Annotated in this window: 15 protein-coding genes; 10 read left to right on the top strand and 5 right to left on the bottom strand. The window is 56.8% G+C overall.

The window, feature by feature from the left end:
* The first annotated feature begins 26 nt into the window (after window positions 1-26).
* Complete coding sequence (locus FCN15_RS10480) at window positions 27-2,021, top strand: endonuclease MutS2 (protein WP_138494962.1); 1,995 nt, start codon at window positions 27-29, stop codon at window positions 2,019-2,021.
* A 58-nt stretch (window positions 2,022-2,079) separates the two neighbouring features.
* On the opposite strand, the gene FCN15_RS10475 is transcribed toward FCN15_RS10480, so the two are convergent.
* The gene (locus FCN15_RS10475) at window positions 2,080-2,568 is read right to left on the bottom strand and encodes a GAF domain-containing protein (RefSeq protein WP_138495052.1); all 489 of its coding nucleotides are present in this window, start codon (window positions 2,566-2,568) and stop codon (window positions 2,080-2,082) included.
* Between the two features lie 193 nt (window positions 2,569-2,761).
* On the opposite strand from FCN15_RS10475, the gene FCN15_RS10470 reads away from it, so the two are divergent.
* Both FCN15_RS10470 and FCN15_RS10465 read left to right on the top strand, forming a co-directional pair.
* Window positions 2,762-3,073 (top strand): hypothetical protein, encoded by a 312-nt coding sequence (locus tag FCN15_RS10470; protein WP_138494961.1) that lies wholly within the window; start codon window positions 2,762-2,764, stop codon window positions 3,071-3,073.
* 213 nt (window positions 3,074-3,286) lie between these two features.
* Window positions 3,287-3,517, top strand: a complete 231-nt coding sequence (locus tag FCN15_RS10465) for an aspartyl-phosphate phosphatase Spo0E family protein (RefSeq protein ID WP_138494960.1) — start codon at window positions 3,287-3,289, stop codon at window positions 3,515-3,517.
* 248 nt (window positions 3,518-3,765) lie between these two features.
* On the opposite strand, the gene FCN15_RS10460 is transcribed toward FCN15_RS10465, so the two are convergent.
* Window positions 3,766-4,824 carry an alpha/beta hydrolase gene (locus FCN15_RS10460; protein ID WP_138494959.1) on the bottom strand — a complete coding sequence of 353 codons (1,059 nt, stop codon included), beginning with the start codon at window positions 4,822-4,824 and terminating at the stop codon, window positions 3,766-3,768.
* Between the two features lie 422 nt (window positions 4,825-5,246).
* On the opposite strand from FCN15_RS10460, the gene FCN15_RS10455 reads away from it, so the two are divergent.
* From FCN15_RS10455 to FCN15_RS19305, 6 genes are all read left to right on the top strand, one after another.
* The gene (locus FCN15_RS10455) at window positions 5,247-5,825 is read left to right on the top strand and encodes a GNAT family N-acetyltransferase (protein WP_138494958.1); all 579 of its coding nucleotides are present in this window, start codon (window positions 5,247-5,249) and stop codon (window positions 5,823-5,825) included.
* A gap of 2 nt (window positions 5,826-5,827) precedes the next feature.
* Window positions 5,828-6,742, top strand: a complete 915-nt coding sequence (locus FCN15_RS10450; protein WP_138494957.1) for an energy-coupling factor transporter transmembrane component T family protein — start codon at window positions 5,828-5,830, stop codon at window positions 6,740-6,742.
* A 137-nt stretch (window positions 6,743-6,879) separates the two neighbouring features.
* Window positions 6,880-7,491, top strand: a complete 612-nt coding sequence (locus FCN15_RS10445; protein ID WP_138494956.1) for an ECF transporter S component — start codon at window positions 6,880-6,882, stop codon at window positions 7,489-7,491.
* A 1-nt stretch (window position 7,492) separates the two neighbouring features.
* On the top strand, window positions 7,493-9,160 hold the full coding sequence (locus FCN15_RS10440; RefSeq protein WP_138494955.1) for an ABC transporter ATP-binding protein: 1,668 nt from the start codon (window positions 7,493-7,495) through the stop codon (window positions 9,158-9,160).
* Window positions 9,161-9,214: 54 nt separating this feature from the next.
* The gene (locus FCN15_RS10435) at window positions 9,215-9,559 is read left to right on the top strand and encodes a hypothetical protein (RefSeq protein ID WP_138494954.1); all 345 of its coding nucleotides are present in this window, start codon (window positions 9,215-9,217) and stop codon (window positions 9,557-9,559) included.
* 22 nt (window positions 9,560-9,581) lie between these two features.
* The gene (locus tag FCN15_RS19305; protein WP_203232123.1) at window positions 9,582-9,758 is read left to right on the top strand and encodes a hypothetical protein; all 177 of its coding nucleotides are present in this window, start codon (window positions 9,582-9,584) and stop codon (window positions 9,756-9,758) included.
* Window positions 9,759-9,927: 169 nt separating this feature from the next.
* On the opposite strand, the gene FCN15_RS10430 is transcribed toward FCN15_RS19305, so the two are convergent.
* Window positions 9,928-10,395 carry a MarR family winged helix-turn-helix transcriptional regulator gene (locus tag FCN15_RS10430; RefSeq protein ID WP_138494953.1) on the bottom strand — a complete coding sequence of 156 codons (468 nt, stop codon included), beginning with the start codon at window positions 10,393-10,395 and terminating at the stop codon, window positions 9,928-9,930.
* A gap of 262 nt (window positions 10,396-10,657) precedes the next feature.
* On the opposite strand from FCN15_RS10430, the gene FCN15_RS10425 reads away from it, so the two are divergent.
* Window positions 10,658-12,049, top strand: a complete 1,392-nt coding sequence (locus FCN15_RS10425) for an MFS transporter (RefSeq protein ID WP_138494952.1) — start codon at window positions 10,658-10,660, stop codon at window positions 12,047-12,049.
* Window positions 12,050-12,061: 12 nt separating this feature from the next.
* On the opposite strand, the gene FCN15_RS10420 is transcribed toward FCN15_RS10425, so the two are convergent.
* Together FCN15_RS10420 and FCN15_RS10415 are read right to left on the bottom strand one after the other, a co-directional pair.
* Window positions 12,062-12,286 (bottom strand): hypothetical protein, encoded by a 225-nt coding sequence (locus tag FCN15_RS10420; RefSeq protein ID WP_138494951.1) that lies wholly within the window; start codon window positions 12,284-12,286, stop codon window positions 12,062-12,064.
* Window positions 12,287-12,408: 122 nt separating this feature from the next.
* Window positions 12,409-13,689: a BaiN/RdsA family NAD(P)/FAD-dependent oxidoreductase gene (locus tag FCN15_RS10415; RefSeq protein WP_138494950.1), complete on the bottom strand. Its 1,281-nt coding sequence runs from the start codon at window positions 13,687-13,689 to the stop codon at window positions 12,409-12,411.
* Window positions 13,690-13,880: the final 191 nt, after the last annotated feature.

Below are 13,880 nucleotides of genomic sequence, written 5' to 3'. Positions count from 1 at the left end.
CGAACATTAAAGGAGGATTACGGCACATGGATCAGCAAACGCTGCAGACACTTGGTTACGAAGAGGTAGTGCAGGAAGTGGCGCGGTACGCGGTTTCTTATGAAGGACGCCGGAGAGCGGCCGCGCTTGCTCCGGAGACGCAGCTGGAGAACGCCGGGCGCAGGCTGGCTGAGACGGCAGAAGCGGCGGCCATTCTTATGAAAGGAGCAAGCGTCCCGCTTCCTTCGCTTGAAGGGATTGAATTTGTCGTCTCCCTGCTCGGCAGCGGCTATTTGTTCGGCGAGCAGGATTTCACTGCAGTCAGCCAGTTTCTGCACAGCTGCGGCCAGCTGAAGAAGTACATGGCAGGCAAAAATGAGCTCGCGCCAGTCATCGCTTCCTACGCGCTGTCTTTATATGAAGAGCAGCAGCTTCAAAGCGAGATCAGCCGCTGTATCCGCCATGGCCGGATTGAGAGCAGCGCCAGCAGAGAGCTGGAGAAGGTCCGCCGCAAGATGGATACGCTGAAGGAACGTATACAGAAACGGATGCAGACTGTTCTGTCCAAGTACAGCTCCATTCTGCAGGAGCACCTCGTCAGCACCCGCGACGGACGCTATGTGATTCCGGTGAAGAAAGAATATTACCGGCAGGTCAAAGGGACGGTGCTGGATCAATCCACGAGCGGGCAGACCGTCTTCGTCGAGCCCGATGAAATTTCATCCATGCAGTTTGAGCTTAATATGCTGGCCGGTGAAGAAGCCAAAGAGGAGGCGAAAATTCTGGCGATGCTGTCGGCGCTTCTGGAATCCTCGGCAGCACAGCTCAAGCAGAACATCGAGATTACGGGGATGTATGATTTTATTTTTGCCAAGGGAAAATACGGCGCGGCCATCGGCGGGCGGAACGTTCCGCTCAACCGGGAGGGCATGATTCGCATCACAGGAGGGAGACACCCCAAGCTGCTGCAGTCCATGGTGCCGCTTGATGTCACACTTGGAGGCTCAGCCAAAGGGATGATCATTACAGGGCCCAACACCGGCGGGAAAACGGTCGTGCTGAAGACGATAGGCCTTCTGACTTTAATGGCCCAGTCCGGGCTGCTTGTACCGGTGGAGGAGGGCTCTTGTCTTGCGGTATTCCGGAACATCAGAGCCGTCATCGGCGACGGACAGAGCCTGGAGCAGTCTCTAAGCACCTTCTCCGCGCAGATTGCCAGCCTGGCGCAGATGCTGGAGACAGCCGACAGCGCAAGTCTTATGCTGATTGATGAGCTGGCGGCAGGGACCGATCCGGCGGAGGGCATGGCATTATCCATCGCCATTCTGGAGGAGCTTGGGGCCAAGGGGGCGGTTATCGCGGTGACCACCCATTTTAACGGCCTGAAGGAGTTTGCGGCGAGAACGCCGGGGTTCCGCAACGCCCGGATGGAATTTGATCCGGTGTCTCTGAAGCCGCTGTACCGGCTCACCCTCGGTGAAGCAGGACAGAGCTACGCGCTTGAAATCGCCCGGCGGCTCGGCATGAGCGAAGGAGTCGTCCGGCGGTCGCGCGAGCTGATGCAGCGGCCGGCTGCGGATGGAAGCGGGCAGGCGGTTGTCCCCGGAGAGAAGCTTCGGGATGAAGAAATGGTGTCTGACCGGACTGACGGGAGCCATTTTGGGTCAGAGGCAGGCAGTCCGCCGGAAGCCCAGGAAGAAGTTCCGGCCGCAGCCGGTTCAGGGGATGAAGCCCCGGTGGAGGAGAAGCAGGGCAGACTCCCATTTCAGGTGGGAGATGCCGTATGGGTGACCTCGCTGAACAGAGTGGGCATTATCTGCGCTTTGGAGGACAGCCGGGGGATGCTCGGCGTTCAGGTGCAGAAGCAGAAGATGACAATCAGCCATAAACGCCTGAAGCCCTATATCAGCCGGAGTGAGCTGTACCCCGGGGAAGATTATGACCTGGATATCGTCTTTGAATCCAAGGAGCACCGCAAGCTGAAGAAGCAGTTCGGCAAACGGCATGTGGAAGGAAGAGCCATTATTAAAGAAAGCGAATAGGAGCCCTTGGCACAAAAAATCCCGCCCCGGCAAACGCCGGAGCGGGTATTCTTTTTACTCAATCAAACTTAACGTGCTCGACCAGCACCTGTACAAAGGCTTCAAGGAAGTGTTTGTCCGTTTCGTCAAACCGGCCTTTCAGCGGACTGTCGATATCCAGCACGCCAATCAGTCTGCCGTCCTGCACAATCGGCACCACAATCTCACTGTTGGACGCCGCGTCGCAGGCGATGTGGCCCGGGAACAGGTTCACATCCTCCACTACAACCGTTTCGCGGTTCTGTGCGGAGGTTCCGCAGACCCCGCGTCCAAGCGGGATGCGGATGCAGGCGGGAAGCCCCTGGAAAGGGCCGAGTACAAGCTCTTGTCCGTCATATAAATAAAAACCCGCCCAGTTAATATCCTGCAGGGTAAAGTTAAGCAGAGCGGAGGCGTTGGCTAAATTGGCTATTACGCTGGGCTCATCATAAATGAGGCCTTTAAGCTGTCCTAAAGCAGATTCATAGACCTGCCCGCGGTCGCCGGCTGGAGCTGCAGCATGAAACATCATCAATCCCTCACTTTCGAAATGTAACCTGTAATAGTAAACACTATACAGGTTTGCAGGGTCTGTCAACCTTGCGGAAAAGTGCTGTCCTATCATCCCCGGCCGCTGTCCGGACTTTAAAGGAGAATGTTTCCTGACTGACTCCAGAGGGTAATAGTTGTCATAATGAAGCCATAGGGAAAGGAGCCGGATCATGCGGGCTGATATTCAGAATTTGTTCATTCGCATTCAAATGCTTCACGATGCCAAAGAGGAGGATTTGAAAGTTAACGATACCCTTTTGGCACTGGAACGCCGCGGCTACCGGATTGGAGAGCGCGAAGTGAAGCTGGAGCTGGAGAAGCTGGTAGAAGACAACTTTTTGACCCCACATGACGATCTTTTTTCTATTACAGGAGCCGGTATTGAGGAGCTGAAGGAAATCCAGTCAGCGCTGGCTGAGCTCAGCAGCTCTGTTCTTGAGGGCGAGGAATCGCAAACAGCCGCCCTGAACAGCGGGAAATAACAGAGCGGAATAAACATCGGAAAATAAGCAGGAAGGCCCGGGGGAACCGGATGGCCTGGAAGAACCGGAAGGCCCGGAAATCGGGGCTCGGAATACCAAAAGCACTCCGTGCGGGGTGCTTTATATTTTTTTTATCTCGGGAAAAGTGATTTTTTGGCATAAGCGTTTATAATTAGGAGGAGGCAAGTCCATTTAGGAAGGGAGGGATGAATCATGACTGCCCAGACCCCTTATTCCGCATTTCAGCCGAATAGGTACAAGAGCCGGGTCAGCGAGGATTTGAACTGCATAATTGAAAGCCTGAGAAGAGAACTCGTTGAGGTTTCGGCAACCAGCGGATTCACCAGTGATATTGTTTTGGAACTGAGTCAGCGTCTGGATAAGTATATCGTCCTTGCCCAAAGACAGATGAAGGTGGAACGCAGGACTGGTCTTGAACATTAATCGTTTGGATACATATAGAAGTTTACGGGGAAGCTGGTTTGACTGCTTGAGGGGATTCGAGCAAAGTATGGAATACGGAAAAGAATAGATTCACAACGTCCGGACCCAGACAGGGAATCGGGCGGTAAAAGACCTGCGGCGCATCTAACGGCCGCAGGTTCTTGTGCTGCCTGAGCTTCCGGCCTGCCCGCTGTCAGCTGCGGAAGCGGGCAGGCCGGCTGACGCTGGGCTTACCGCACCGGCTTCCTTCAGCCTTCCAGCTGGGTGCGGGTCTGCCAGGCCTGCTGGACTGCAGCCACACAAGGCTTTCCGCCGGTTCCCGTTTCGGCCAGTGCCTCCTTACCGGCCTTCTCCGCTTTCCCGGCTTTATCGGCCATCAGGCGATCCTCCTCAAGGCATTCCTCCGCAAAGGACTGAAGCTCCTGTTTGTAGCGTTTGGGATCGGTCGGGTAGGAGGTAGCATGGGTGGCTCCCTGAATCAGGACAAGGCGTTTGGGCCCCGGCTTGGCTTCATACATCTCCTGGCTCATGGACGGCGGAACGTAGCGGTCGCTCGTGCCGTGGATGAAGAGCACAGGCAGCCTGGACTGCTGCACGGATTGAATGGGACTTACCTGCTCAAGCCGGAATCCGGCTTTGGCCTGCAGCTTCCGGTTCAGCAGGCGGATAAAAGGAAAGGCCGGCAGCCGGGCGATCTTGGTCACCTGGTAGCGGATAAGCTTGTGCAGATCGGAATAGGGACAGTCGACTACGGCGAATTTGACAGCCGGGTCGGCTATGCTCAGATATTCCAGAACCGTGCCTCCGCCAAGAGACTGGCCGTGCAGGCCGATTCGGATGTCAGGCCCGTAATGGGCGTGCAGCCAGTGTACCCAGGCCTGCAGATCATATTTTTCCCGGAAGCCGTAGGTGGTGTATTTGCCCTGGCTCTTTCCGTGTCTGCGCTGGTCGATCAGCAGCAGGTTGAACCCTTTCTCTTCGAACATAGCCCCGAATTCGAGAGAAGAGCGCAGAGACATCGTATAGCCGTGGACGATGATGACCCATTTGTCCGAATTTGGATAAGGATGGAACAGCTGCGCGTTCAGCATTAGGCCGTCGGCAGAGGTGGTCTGGACTTCTCTTGACGCCATCGAATCATATTTTTCCTTGGTAAACAGGCCTGTTCTGAGCAGGTAGTCAAGCAGGCTCTCGTCGGGATAACGGTACAGGCGCATTTGGGTGACCATACGAAACGCGTAGCGGGTAATTCCGCTGATTAACAGCCAGAGGGCAATCAGGCAAACGGCGGCGATGGCGGCAATCATAGAACAATCCCCCTTTATTCTCACAAGCTCATCACATATTCATGCCCAAAATAAGGAACTTTATTTCACGTATTTTGACCGTTCTTTGCGGTGCCGGATGCAGCATTAGGTACAGACATTGGTACAGATATTGGGACAGACATAGGTGCAGTTACAGGAGCAGATGCAGGAGCAGACTCAGGTACAGGTGCAGACAAAGATCGGAATTTGTTGCGGAATTTGATGCGGATCAGCGGCGGCTTCAAGGCGCCGGAATTTTCTTCAGTCCATGGGCTGCCAAGCCTTGGACTTTTTAACTATTGTAACAAAGCCGCAGAGGATTGGCGACATTCTACAGTCATCAGATTTTCACCCTTTGACGTGCCGTCCCTGTATATGTTTGAATTTGCAATAGCAGTCTTAAGTAAAGGAGCGCCGCTGATATGGAGTATCGCTGTAACGGACAAATCCCGGTGCTTGAGAGTACGCGGCTGGTGCTGCGCCGGCTGGAAGAATCCGATGCGGAGCAGCTGTACAAATACTGGAGCGATCCGGAGGTCGTCAAATTTATGAACGTGCCTCCTTTTGCGGATGCCGCAGACACGCAGGAAATGATCCGGTGGCTCAACCTGCTGGCCGAGACGGAGGATACCCTCCGCTGGGGCATTGAGGTCAAATCAACCGGGAGGCTGATCGGGAGCTGCGGATATAATACCTGGCAGCTGTCGGGTACGTACCGCGCGGAGATCGGCTATGAGCTCGGCCGTGAATACTGGCAGCAGGGCTATATGTTTGAAGCGCTCGAGGCCATGTTCAGGTTTGGCTTTGAAACGATGGGGCTGAACCGGATTGAAGCCCTGACTTTTCCGGAAAATACCGCCTCCATCTCCCTTCTGCAGAAGCTGGGCTTCAGCCGTGAAGGGCTGCTCCGGGAGTATCAGAAGGACGGGGACCGGTTTGTAGATTTATTCATATTCTCCCTCCTTCGCAGGGAATGGGAACGGGAACGGGAGGTTGATTAAAAATGACGAGGGCTGCAGATTCGGATTTAACTCAGCTGAATCAGAATCAGGCATCGCACCGAGGGCTGCATCAGGCACCGGACAAGACACCGGACAAGACACCGGACCAGGAATCAGGTGAAAAATTGCCGATGAACGCTGCCGGTCAGAGCGGACCGGGAGACAGAAGAAATGCCGCTGAACGCTCCCTATTGTCCCGGACGGACCCGCTCAGCAAGCTGATTATGCTGCTCTGCGCCGCTGCGCTTGCCGTTCACATCAGCCGGCCGCTGGCTTCGGCGGTATTATTGGGCCTCCTGTGGGCGGCCTCGTTCTGGCTGGCGCGGATGCCGCTCAGGAATACCGCTTCAAAAATGGCGGTCATCGCCCTGTTTGCCGTGCCGCTGTTTGTGCTGACGGTGCTTGCGTCTCCCTCGGGCAGATTATACGCCGGAATCGGTCCGGTTGAGATAACCTCAGGCGGTGTGGAGGACGGCCTGACCGTTGCTTTGCGGCTGGGCGTGCTGTTTCTATCCTCGATGATCTATATTGAGACAACCGAGCCCAGGGATTTTATATATATGCTGGCCCGCTGGTTTAGGGTTCCTTACCGGCTTGCCTTCGGCATTTCCGTTGCGCTTGCCTTTATCCCTCTCCTTGAGCAGGAAGGAAGAGTAGCTGCAGCAGCCTCGGCTATCCGGAGCGGCCGTCCGCCGGAGGGGCTGAAGGAGCGGATTGCGCGGATGCGCCGTTTGGCGGGCGGGCTGTTCACAGCCTCCGTGCGCCGGGTGCAGCAGACTGCCGGGGCGATGGATGTGAAAGGCTTCGGGGCCTATGAACAAAGGACTTTTCTGCATGAAATCACGCTTTCGCGCTGGGGTTTAAGTGCTGCGATTTGCGGTTTGGCAGCCACAATCGGGTTTTGGTCCGTCGTATGAGCCGTATGACGGGCTTGTCTTTTTCCACGGGGAGATTTCCGAATTCCTTTGAATTTTAAAAAATAGGTCTTGACGCCTCTTGATTGTTAACCTAAATTATACGCAGTGGTTAACAATTGGAAAACGGGAGGCGCATTATGAATCAATCTTTGAGCAATCAGCCATCTTCTCAATCATTTTTTGCCCGGTTTACAACTCTGGATATCGTCCTTATGGCGATGCTGGCGGCTGCAAATGCCGTCATGACGGTGTATTTGTCTCAGGTCAACCAGCTGCTTAACAGCCTCGGCGGGCCGATCGCCACCTCCACCACAACCGGTTTATACATGGTCTACGGTCTGCTGGCGGTTTATATTATCCGCAAACCCGGGACCGCGCTTATTACATACGGCATCGGCGGCGTCGTGCAGGCCTTTATGGGCTCGGCTTACGGAATCGCCTCCTGCTTTGCGGCTGCGGCCTGTTATCTGGTCGTCGCAGAGGTATATTTTGCGCTGACACGCTACCGGAAATGGAATCTCGGGGTACTGATGGGCGCCGGCGCGGCGCTCGTGCCGATCTGGTTCTATGTCGCGGCCCACATGTTCGGCTATACGAAGTGGGATACCAGCGTGCTGCTCATCGCTTTGGTTGTGCGGATACTGAGCGGAGCCGTTCTTTGCGGCCTGCTGACAAAGTGGCTCGGCACAGGGCTGGTGAAATCGGGACTGCTGCTTCGTTTTGCAGCGGCCAAACGCGAAGGGGCCTGATATGAACCGCGGAGAAATCAGCGTTGAAGACGTTACTTACTCTTACAATAGAGAGGGGCCGTTCATTCTGGACGGCCTTTCTCTGCATATCCGGGCGGGTGAAAGAGTCCATATCGCCGGACGAAGCGGCAGCGGCAAATCCACGCTGCTTCAGCTGCTGACCGGACAGCTCCCGCATGCCGGGAAGGACGGCCTGACTGGCGGGATCCGGGTTGGGGGCATTGACCCCGCCATGGCTGGAACTGCCGGCAGGGCAGAGGTCATCAGCGCCTTGTTTCAGGATCCTGACGCCCAGCTGGTCCAGGGGATTGTGGAGGACGAAATCGCCTTCGGTCCGGAAAATATGCAGGTGCCGCCAGAGGAGATCAGGCAGCGGGTCGAAGAGGTGCTGCGCGGCGTGAACCTGGTGCCGCTCCGGCACAGCCGGGTTCACGAGCTGTCCGGCGGCCAGCGGCAGCGCGCCGCCGCCGGAGCTGTTTTGTCCATGCACACGCCTATCGTGGTGCTGGACGATCCCTTCGCGCGGCTCGACAAAGCCGCGCAGCAGCAGCTGCTCAGCCTGCTGGACAGGCTGAGCGCCGCGGGCCGCACCGTCATTACGGTGTCGGCCCGGATCGACGCAGCCGCCGCCGCGGCGCAGCGGCTGGTCGTGCTGGACGGCGGGCGTGCCGTGCTGGAGGGCACGCCCGCCGTGCTGCTGCGCAGCGGGGAGGCCCGCGCCCGCCTCGCCGCGCTCGGCGTGCTTCCGGCTGCGCCGCCGTCGGCATCCTCGGCATCGCCGCCGCGATCGCCGTCACCAACGGCGTCACGGCCCTCGGCCAAGCCGGCATCCTCACCGTTCTCGCCGCCGCCGTCCTCGCCAGCTGCACCCTCGCTGGACTCATCGCCGCCGCCATCATCCGCACCTGCATCCTCGCCGCCGCCGCAGCCCCCCTCAGCCGCTACCCCGGCAGACCGGCTGCTGGAGCTGCGCGGCCTGCGCTTCCAGTACCCTTCGGGCGCTGAGGCGCTCAGGGGCGTGAGCCTGCACCTTGGCGCGGGGCAGATGGGGCTGCTCTGCGGCGAGAACGGGTCCGGCAAGACTACGCTGTCCCGCCTGCTGATCGGCCTGCTTCGGGCACCCAAAGGCATGCTGTTCCTGGACGGGATGGACATCGGCCGGATGAAGGCGGCGCAGCTTGCCCGCCATGTTGGCTATGTTTTTCAGGAGCCTGCGCATCAGTTTGTGACCGGAAGCGTGCTGGAGGAGATGCTCTTTGAGCCGCTGTCTCTGCTGAAGCTCCGCGTGCCGAAGCAGTGGCAGGGGGATGCGGGGAGCCGCTTGGAATGGGCGCAGGAGCAGCCTGCGCTGAAGCCGTATCTGGAGCGGGCAGGACTGCTGCTCAGGGAGGCGGGGCTTTCCTCAAAGGCGTACTTGTCCCCTTATCTGCTCAGCGGCGGTGAGCAGCGTCTGCTGGGCGCGGTTGTCCAGTTTATGGTTCCCAAGCTTCTGTATGTGCTCGATGAACCGACAGCAGGGACGGACTTTGCCTCGGCCGGCCTGCTCGCCCGGCTTTGCCGCCAGGCGGCGGATGAAGGCGCAGGACTGCTGCTCATTACGCATGAGCCGGAGCTTTTTAACGAATATGCCGATATAAGGTTTCAGCTGGATAAGGGCCGGCTGCGCTGACGCATAAAATCAGCCGCCTCTCCGCATTTTATAGAAAAAGGGGAGGTGGATATATTGGATAAACCGCTGCAAATGGATCAGCATACGCTCGTTCAGGCCTGGCAGGAGCAGCTGCCCAAAATGCTCGGGCCCGGCGATTCCATGAAGGTTCTGGCGGATAACGCGAACCCGCAGGCAATCTGCGTGCACATTAATGCCGCAGGCCATCAAATGTATGGATTGGACTTCAGATGCACTTATGAGGATACGAGAGAGGTAAACGTGGCGCTGCTCGACGTCGAGAAGGCCGGACGCTCCATCGACGAGCATAACGCTACGGTTAAGGAGCTGGTCAACGACTACAGACGCCATATCCATGAATGCGCCCAAGTGCTGCATAACGTTACCGATCCTTCCTAAACTGGAGCAAAGGAGACCCATCATGACCAAAGCCAAAGGCGGAGTCGACAAGAATCTGCAGAACGAAGTGGAAGCGCTGGAGATCACCGCAGTGAACAGCCATCATGCCCAGCAGCTCAATCAGGACCGCAATGACCGCAGGCACATCACCAGCGAGCACCGGGACAAGAACACCGATCTGGACCCGTCGCATTCCTGATTGAAAGGCTTAACCCCGCTCATTTAGCGGAAAATAACGGAAAAATCCTTCGGATCTCAAAGTCCGGAGGATTTTTTTTAGCAGATCAGCAGGTCCTGCAGCCCGTCAGTCAGAGATGTGGTCTGGCCTGGCGGCAGGCAGCAGTCTATTTGCAGTCTTATTCGCAGTCTTATTTGCGGGGCAGGGGCGGCAGCTTCTCGGCTTCCATACCCATCTTCTTGAGCAGCTCGATCATCACTTTCTTCTCACTGTCGTTCAGGCCGCTCAGGGCGTGGTCAATCCGGTCCTCGAATTCAGGATACAGCTGATCCATCAGCTCTTTGCCTTTTGGCGTCAATTCAGCAAAAATCACGCGCCGGTCGCGCGCACAAGGAGTGCGGTGCAGCAGTCCCCCGGCTTCCAGCTTGTCTATTACATACGTAACATTTCCGCTTTGAAGCAGGAGCTTGGCCCCGATCTGCTGAATCGGCTGCGGCCCTTTGTAGTACAGAACCTCCAGCACGGAAAAAGCCGTAGGGTTAAAGCCCTGAAGCTTGCTGGCCGTTACGGCATGCTCGTTCACGCTTTTGAAAGACTTTGCAAGGACCCTGTACAAATGCAGAGACAATTCCGCTTGTTGCTCCTCAGTTTTCAACATGTTAATCCCGCCTTATTTAAAGTTTTCCCTTAATTGAACAAAGGTTGTTAGAGCTTTTGTACCTGTATCTTAATTCAGAGCCCCGGGTTGGAAAAATATAATTTATCACAATTTGGGCTAAATATTTTTTCACAGACCTTCTAGCTTCAGACGGTGTAAAAATACAGCCTCCAGGTCCCGCCAAATCCGCCCCCGGACGGATGGATACTTTCCGAAATCTTCCTACAATGGGGATATCAATCAAACGGGAGTGGATTTTCGGATGAATACCGCTAATGATGACAGTTCGGCAGGAGGCCATGCACCGGAAGGCAGTCTGGCTGCGGAGCCGCTGCTCAAAAACCGCAAATACTTATCGCTGCTGGGCTCGCAGATCGTGTCCAATCTCGGCGAATGGCTGACGATTCTGGCGATTTTGACCTTGGTCGGATTAAAATGGGATGCTACCCCATGGCAGATAACAGGCGTCACGCTGTGCATGCTGCTCCCCGTGCTGATCGGCGGGCCGCTCGCAGGCATGCTGGCCGACAGGGTTGAGCGCAAGAAGATCATGATCTGGGCGGATTTGATCCGGATTTTTGTGGTGCTTGGAATGGCTTTTGTCCAGGAGCTGTGGCAGCTGTATCTGCTGCTGATTGCCAAGAGCGCCTTTGACGTCATGTTCGGGCCTGCCAAAAGCGGCAAGATCAAGGAAATCGTCCCCCGCGCACAGCTGGAGCAGGCCGTATCCTACAGCGCCATTATCGAGCAGAGCTGCAAAATCGCCGGTCCCGCCCTTGGCGGCCTGCTGACCGCTCTCTTTGGCCTTCAGGCCTGCTTTATGCTGAACGCGTTAACCTTCCTGATTTCAGCTTTATTCTTATTCCGGGTGCCTGTGCGCAGCCAGCTGGCGCTGCCCGGGGCAGGAGAGTCCGGCCGGGCGCAGCATTTGGGCAGAGAAGCGGATGCCGGCAAGAGCAGGCAGAGCTTCCTGAGCGAACTGGCCGGCGGTCTGCGGACCATCGCCGCTATTCCTGTAATCGCCTATGGACTGGCTGCGCTGGCGCTGGTGCTGGCGGTTCTGCAGATTGCGGATTCGCAGACGGTCGTCTTGTTCCGTGAGATTCCGAATGTGCCGGACGACATGCTGGGCTGGTGCATCGCGTTAAGCGGCGTCGGCACCCTTGCTGCTGCCGTCATCGTCCGCCTGCTGAAATCCTGGTCGCCGCTGGCCAAGATGGGATTTGGCTCGGCCTTGATGGGCGTTGTGTTCTATCTGGCCAGCCTGCTTGCCCAGTATGGCGATTTCAGCAGCTGGACCGGAATGGCGGAAATGATTCTCTCCTTTATGGTTGTAGGGCTTGGGGCAGGCATGACCTTCATTCCCTTCCAGACGGAGCTGCAGAAACGGACACCGGAACGGCTGACAGGCCGCGTGTTTGGCACGGTCAACAGCGTTATATCCTCCGCTTCCCTCGTCGGGCCGTTGATCGGCGGCTATCTGGTTACCGCCTTCGGTGCTTTCACGGCGTTTAAAATCTCGGGGATGCTGGTCGCTCTGCTGGGCCTCGTGCTGCTGGGCGGCAAAGCGGTTATTCTGAAGAAAGATCAAATGGCTGCAGTTAAGCTGGAGGGAGAGAAGGCTGCAGCAGCCGTTCCGGGGCATGCAGGTTAAGCAGATCCAGCCTCAGGTCAAGCCGTTCGTGCTGACCGTCTGACCGGGCTGACCGTCTGACCGGGCTGACCGTCTGACCGGATTGATCGTCTGACCGGATTGATCGTCTGACCGGATTGATCGTCTGACCGGACTAACCGCGCCTAACCGCACCGGAAAAAGCACCGCCATAAAAGCGATCCCGGCATCCTGCCTTTTGCGGATGCCGGGATCGCTTTTATCATTCAGCTGCGCCATAACGCGCGGGAGAGATCGTGAGCATGGCGGATTTAAGGCAGGGGAAGGGAAAAAAGGAAGAAAGGAAGAAGAGGGAAAAGAATAGGGGAAAGAATAGGGGAAAGAAGCGGGCCGGGGAGAGGTTATCCCCGCCCCCGGCTCAAAGCCGCTTCCCCGGCGTGGGCGCCGGCCGCATGTCCGGTTGAGAACGCTGCGGTAATGTTATAGCCGCCGGTATAGCCGTGGACATCGAGGATCTCCCCGCAGAAATAGAGGCCGGGCATCAGCTTCGACTGCATCGTGCCGGGGTCGATTTCCTTCAAATGGACGCCGCCGCCGGTCACGAAGGCCTCTTCAAACGGCCGGGTGCCGCTGGCCTGGAGGCGGAAAGATTTTACGGCAGCTGCAAACGCCTGCCACGGCTCCTTCGGCAGATGCTCGAAGGTCGTATCCGGCGAAAGCTCCGCTTTCTTGAACAAAACAGGCAGCAGCCGCTCGGGAATGGTGCCTTTAAGGACGTTCTTCAGCGTCTTCTTCGGCTCCGCCTGAACGAGCCCGCGCAGCCAGGAGCCGGCTTCATCCGGAGAGCGGTCAGGGAACAGGTCAATCGCCAGCGTCACCTCCGGAATGCGGTGCTTTCTGCGGACCTGGCGGATAAACTGGCTGCAGCGCAGCGCGATGGGGCCGGATACTCCAAAATGCGTGAAGATCATATCCCCGCGGTGCGCGATAACCTTCTTGCCTTTAGGGTCCAGCACCGCAAGCTCGACGTCGCGAAGCGACAGGCCCTGCAGCTCCCTGTTTTGGATAAAAGCTTCTGCCGAAGTGATCGGAACCTCTGTCGGATAAAGCTCGGTTATCGTATGGCCGGCGGCTTCCGCCCAAGGGTAGCCATCTCCCGTAGAGCCGGTGTGAGGGACGGAGCGGCCGCCTGTAGCCACGATAACGGCAGCAGCGCCGATTTCCGCGCCATCCTGCAGCTTTACGCCCTGGATGCCCTCTTCGCCGTATAATAGGCTTTTTACAGGAGAGTTCACGCGCATCTCCACCCCCAAGGCCGAAGCTTTGCCAATCAGGGCTTCCACCACCGTCTTGGCCTTGTCCGATACGGGGAACATTCTGCCGTTATCCTCTTCCTTCAGCCGGATCCCCAAGCCTTCGAAAAAGTCTATGATTTCGGAGCTTCCGAATCGGTTAAGTGAACTATATAAGAAACGGCCGTTTCCGGGAATAAACCGGATCAGTTCATCCGTATCTTTAGCGTTGGTTACATTGCAGCGGCCGCCGCCGGAAATGCCAAGCTTCCGGCCCAGCTTGTCTCCTTTATCAAGCAGAAGGACCGATGCCCCCTGCTCCGCGGCTGCTATGGAAGACATAAGCCCTGAGGGGCCTCCCCCGATCACGATTACATCGTATTTATTCATACATAATCCTTTCCTTGTTGAAGTGTAGCCATCCTGAAGACCAATTCGGCCAGTCCGGCAAACTTTGATGATCTGATTAGATGGTTCCAAATAACCCGGATAAAGTCAACCCTGACAGCTATAATAACAACCACGCCTGGATAAAGCAGCCTTTGTTAATTTTCCTGTCTTCTGGAGTAAGTATTATTGTA

The sequence above is a fragment of the Paenibacillus pinistramenti genome (genome assembly GCF_005869875.1).
Classification (GTDB): Bacteria; Bacillota; Bacilli; order Paenibacillales; family Paenibacillaceae; genus Fontibacillus; species Fontibacillus pinistramenti.
The sequence above is the reverse complement of the archived record's forward strand: the minus strand, read 5'-3'. Positions and strand labels throughout refer to the sequence as shown.

Bases quoted from the DNA above. Each gene is read 5' to 3' on its own strand.
- FCN15_RS10480 (WP_138494962.1), top strand. From the start codon at position 27: ATGGATCAGCAAACGCTGCAGACACTTGGTTACGAAGAGGTAGTGCAG.
- FCN15_RS10475 (WP_138495052.1), bottom strand. From the start codon at position 2,568: ATGTTTCATGCTGCAGCTCCAGCCGGCGACCGCGGGCAGGTCTATGAA.
- FCN15_RS10470 (WP_138494961.1), top strand. From the start codon at position 2,762: ATGCGGGCTGATATTCAGAATTTGTTCATTCGCATTCAAATGCTTCAC.
- FCN15_RS10465 (WP_138494960.1), top strand. From the start codon at position 3,287: ATGACTGCCCAGACCCCTTATTCCGCATTTCAGCCGAATAGGTACAAG.
- FCN15_RS10460 (WP_138494959.1), bottom strand. From the start codon at position 4,824: ATGATTGCCGCCATCGCCGCCGTTTGCCTGATTGCCCTCTGGCTGTTA.
- FCN15_RS10455 (WP_138494958.1), top strand. From the start codon at position 5,247: ATGGAGTATCGCTGTAACGGACAAATCCCGGTGCTTGAGAGTACGCGG.
- FCN15_RS10450 (WP_138494957.1), top strand. From the start codon at position 5,828: ATGACGAGGGCTGCAGATTCGGATTTAACTCAGCTGAATCAGAATCAG.
- FCN15_RS10445 (WP_138494956.1), top strand. From the start codon at position 6,880: ATGAATCAATCTTTGAGCAATCAGCCATCTTCTCAATCATTTTTTGCC.
- FCN15_RS10440 (WP_138494955.1), top strand. From the start codon at position 7,493: ATGAACCGCGGAGAAATCAGCGTTGAAGACGTTACTTACTCTTACAAT.
- FCN15_RS19305 (WP_203232123.1), top strand. From the start codon at position 9,582: ATGACCAAAGCCAAAGGCGGAGTCGACAAGAATCTGCAGAACGAAGTG.
- FCN15_RS10430 (WP_138494953.1), bottom strand. From the start codon at position 10,395: ATGTTGAAAACTGAGGAGCAACAAGCGGAATTGTCTCTGCATTTGTAC.
- FCN15_RS10425 (WP_138494952.1), top strand. From the start codon at position 10,658: ATGAATACCGCTAATGATGACAGTTCGGCAGGAGGCCATGCACCGGAA.
- FCN15_RS10420 (WP_138494951.1), bottom strand. From the start codon at position 12,286: ATGGCGCAGCTGAATGATAAAAGCGATCCCGGCATCCGCAAAAGGCAG.
- FCN15_RS10415 (WP_138494950.1), bottom strand. From the start codon at position 13,689: ATGAATAAATACGATGTAATCGTGATCGGGGGAGGCCCCTCAGGGCTT.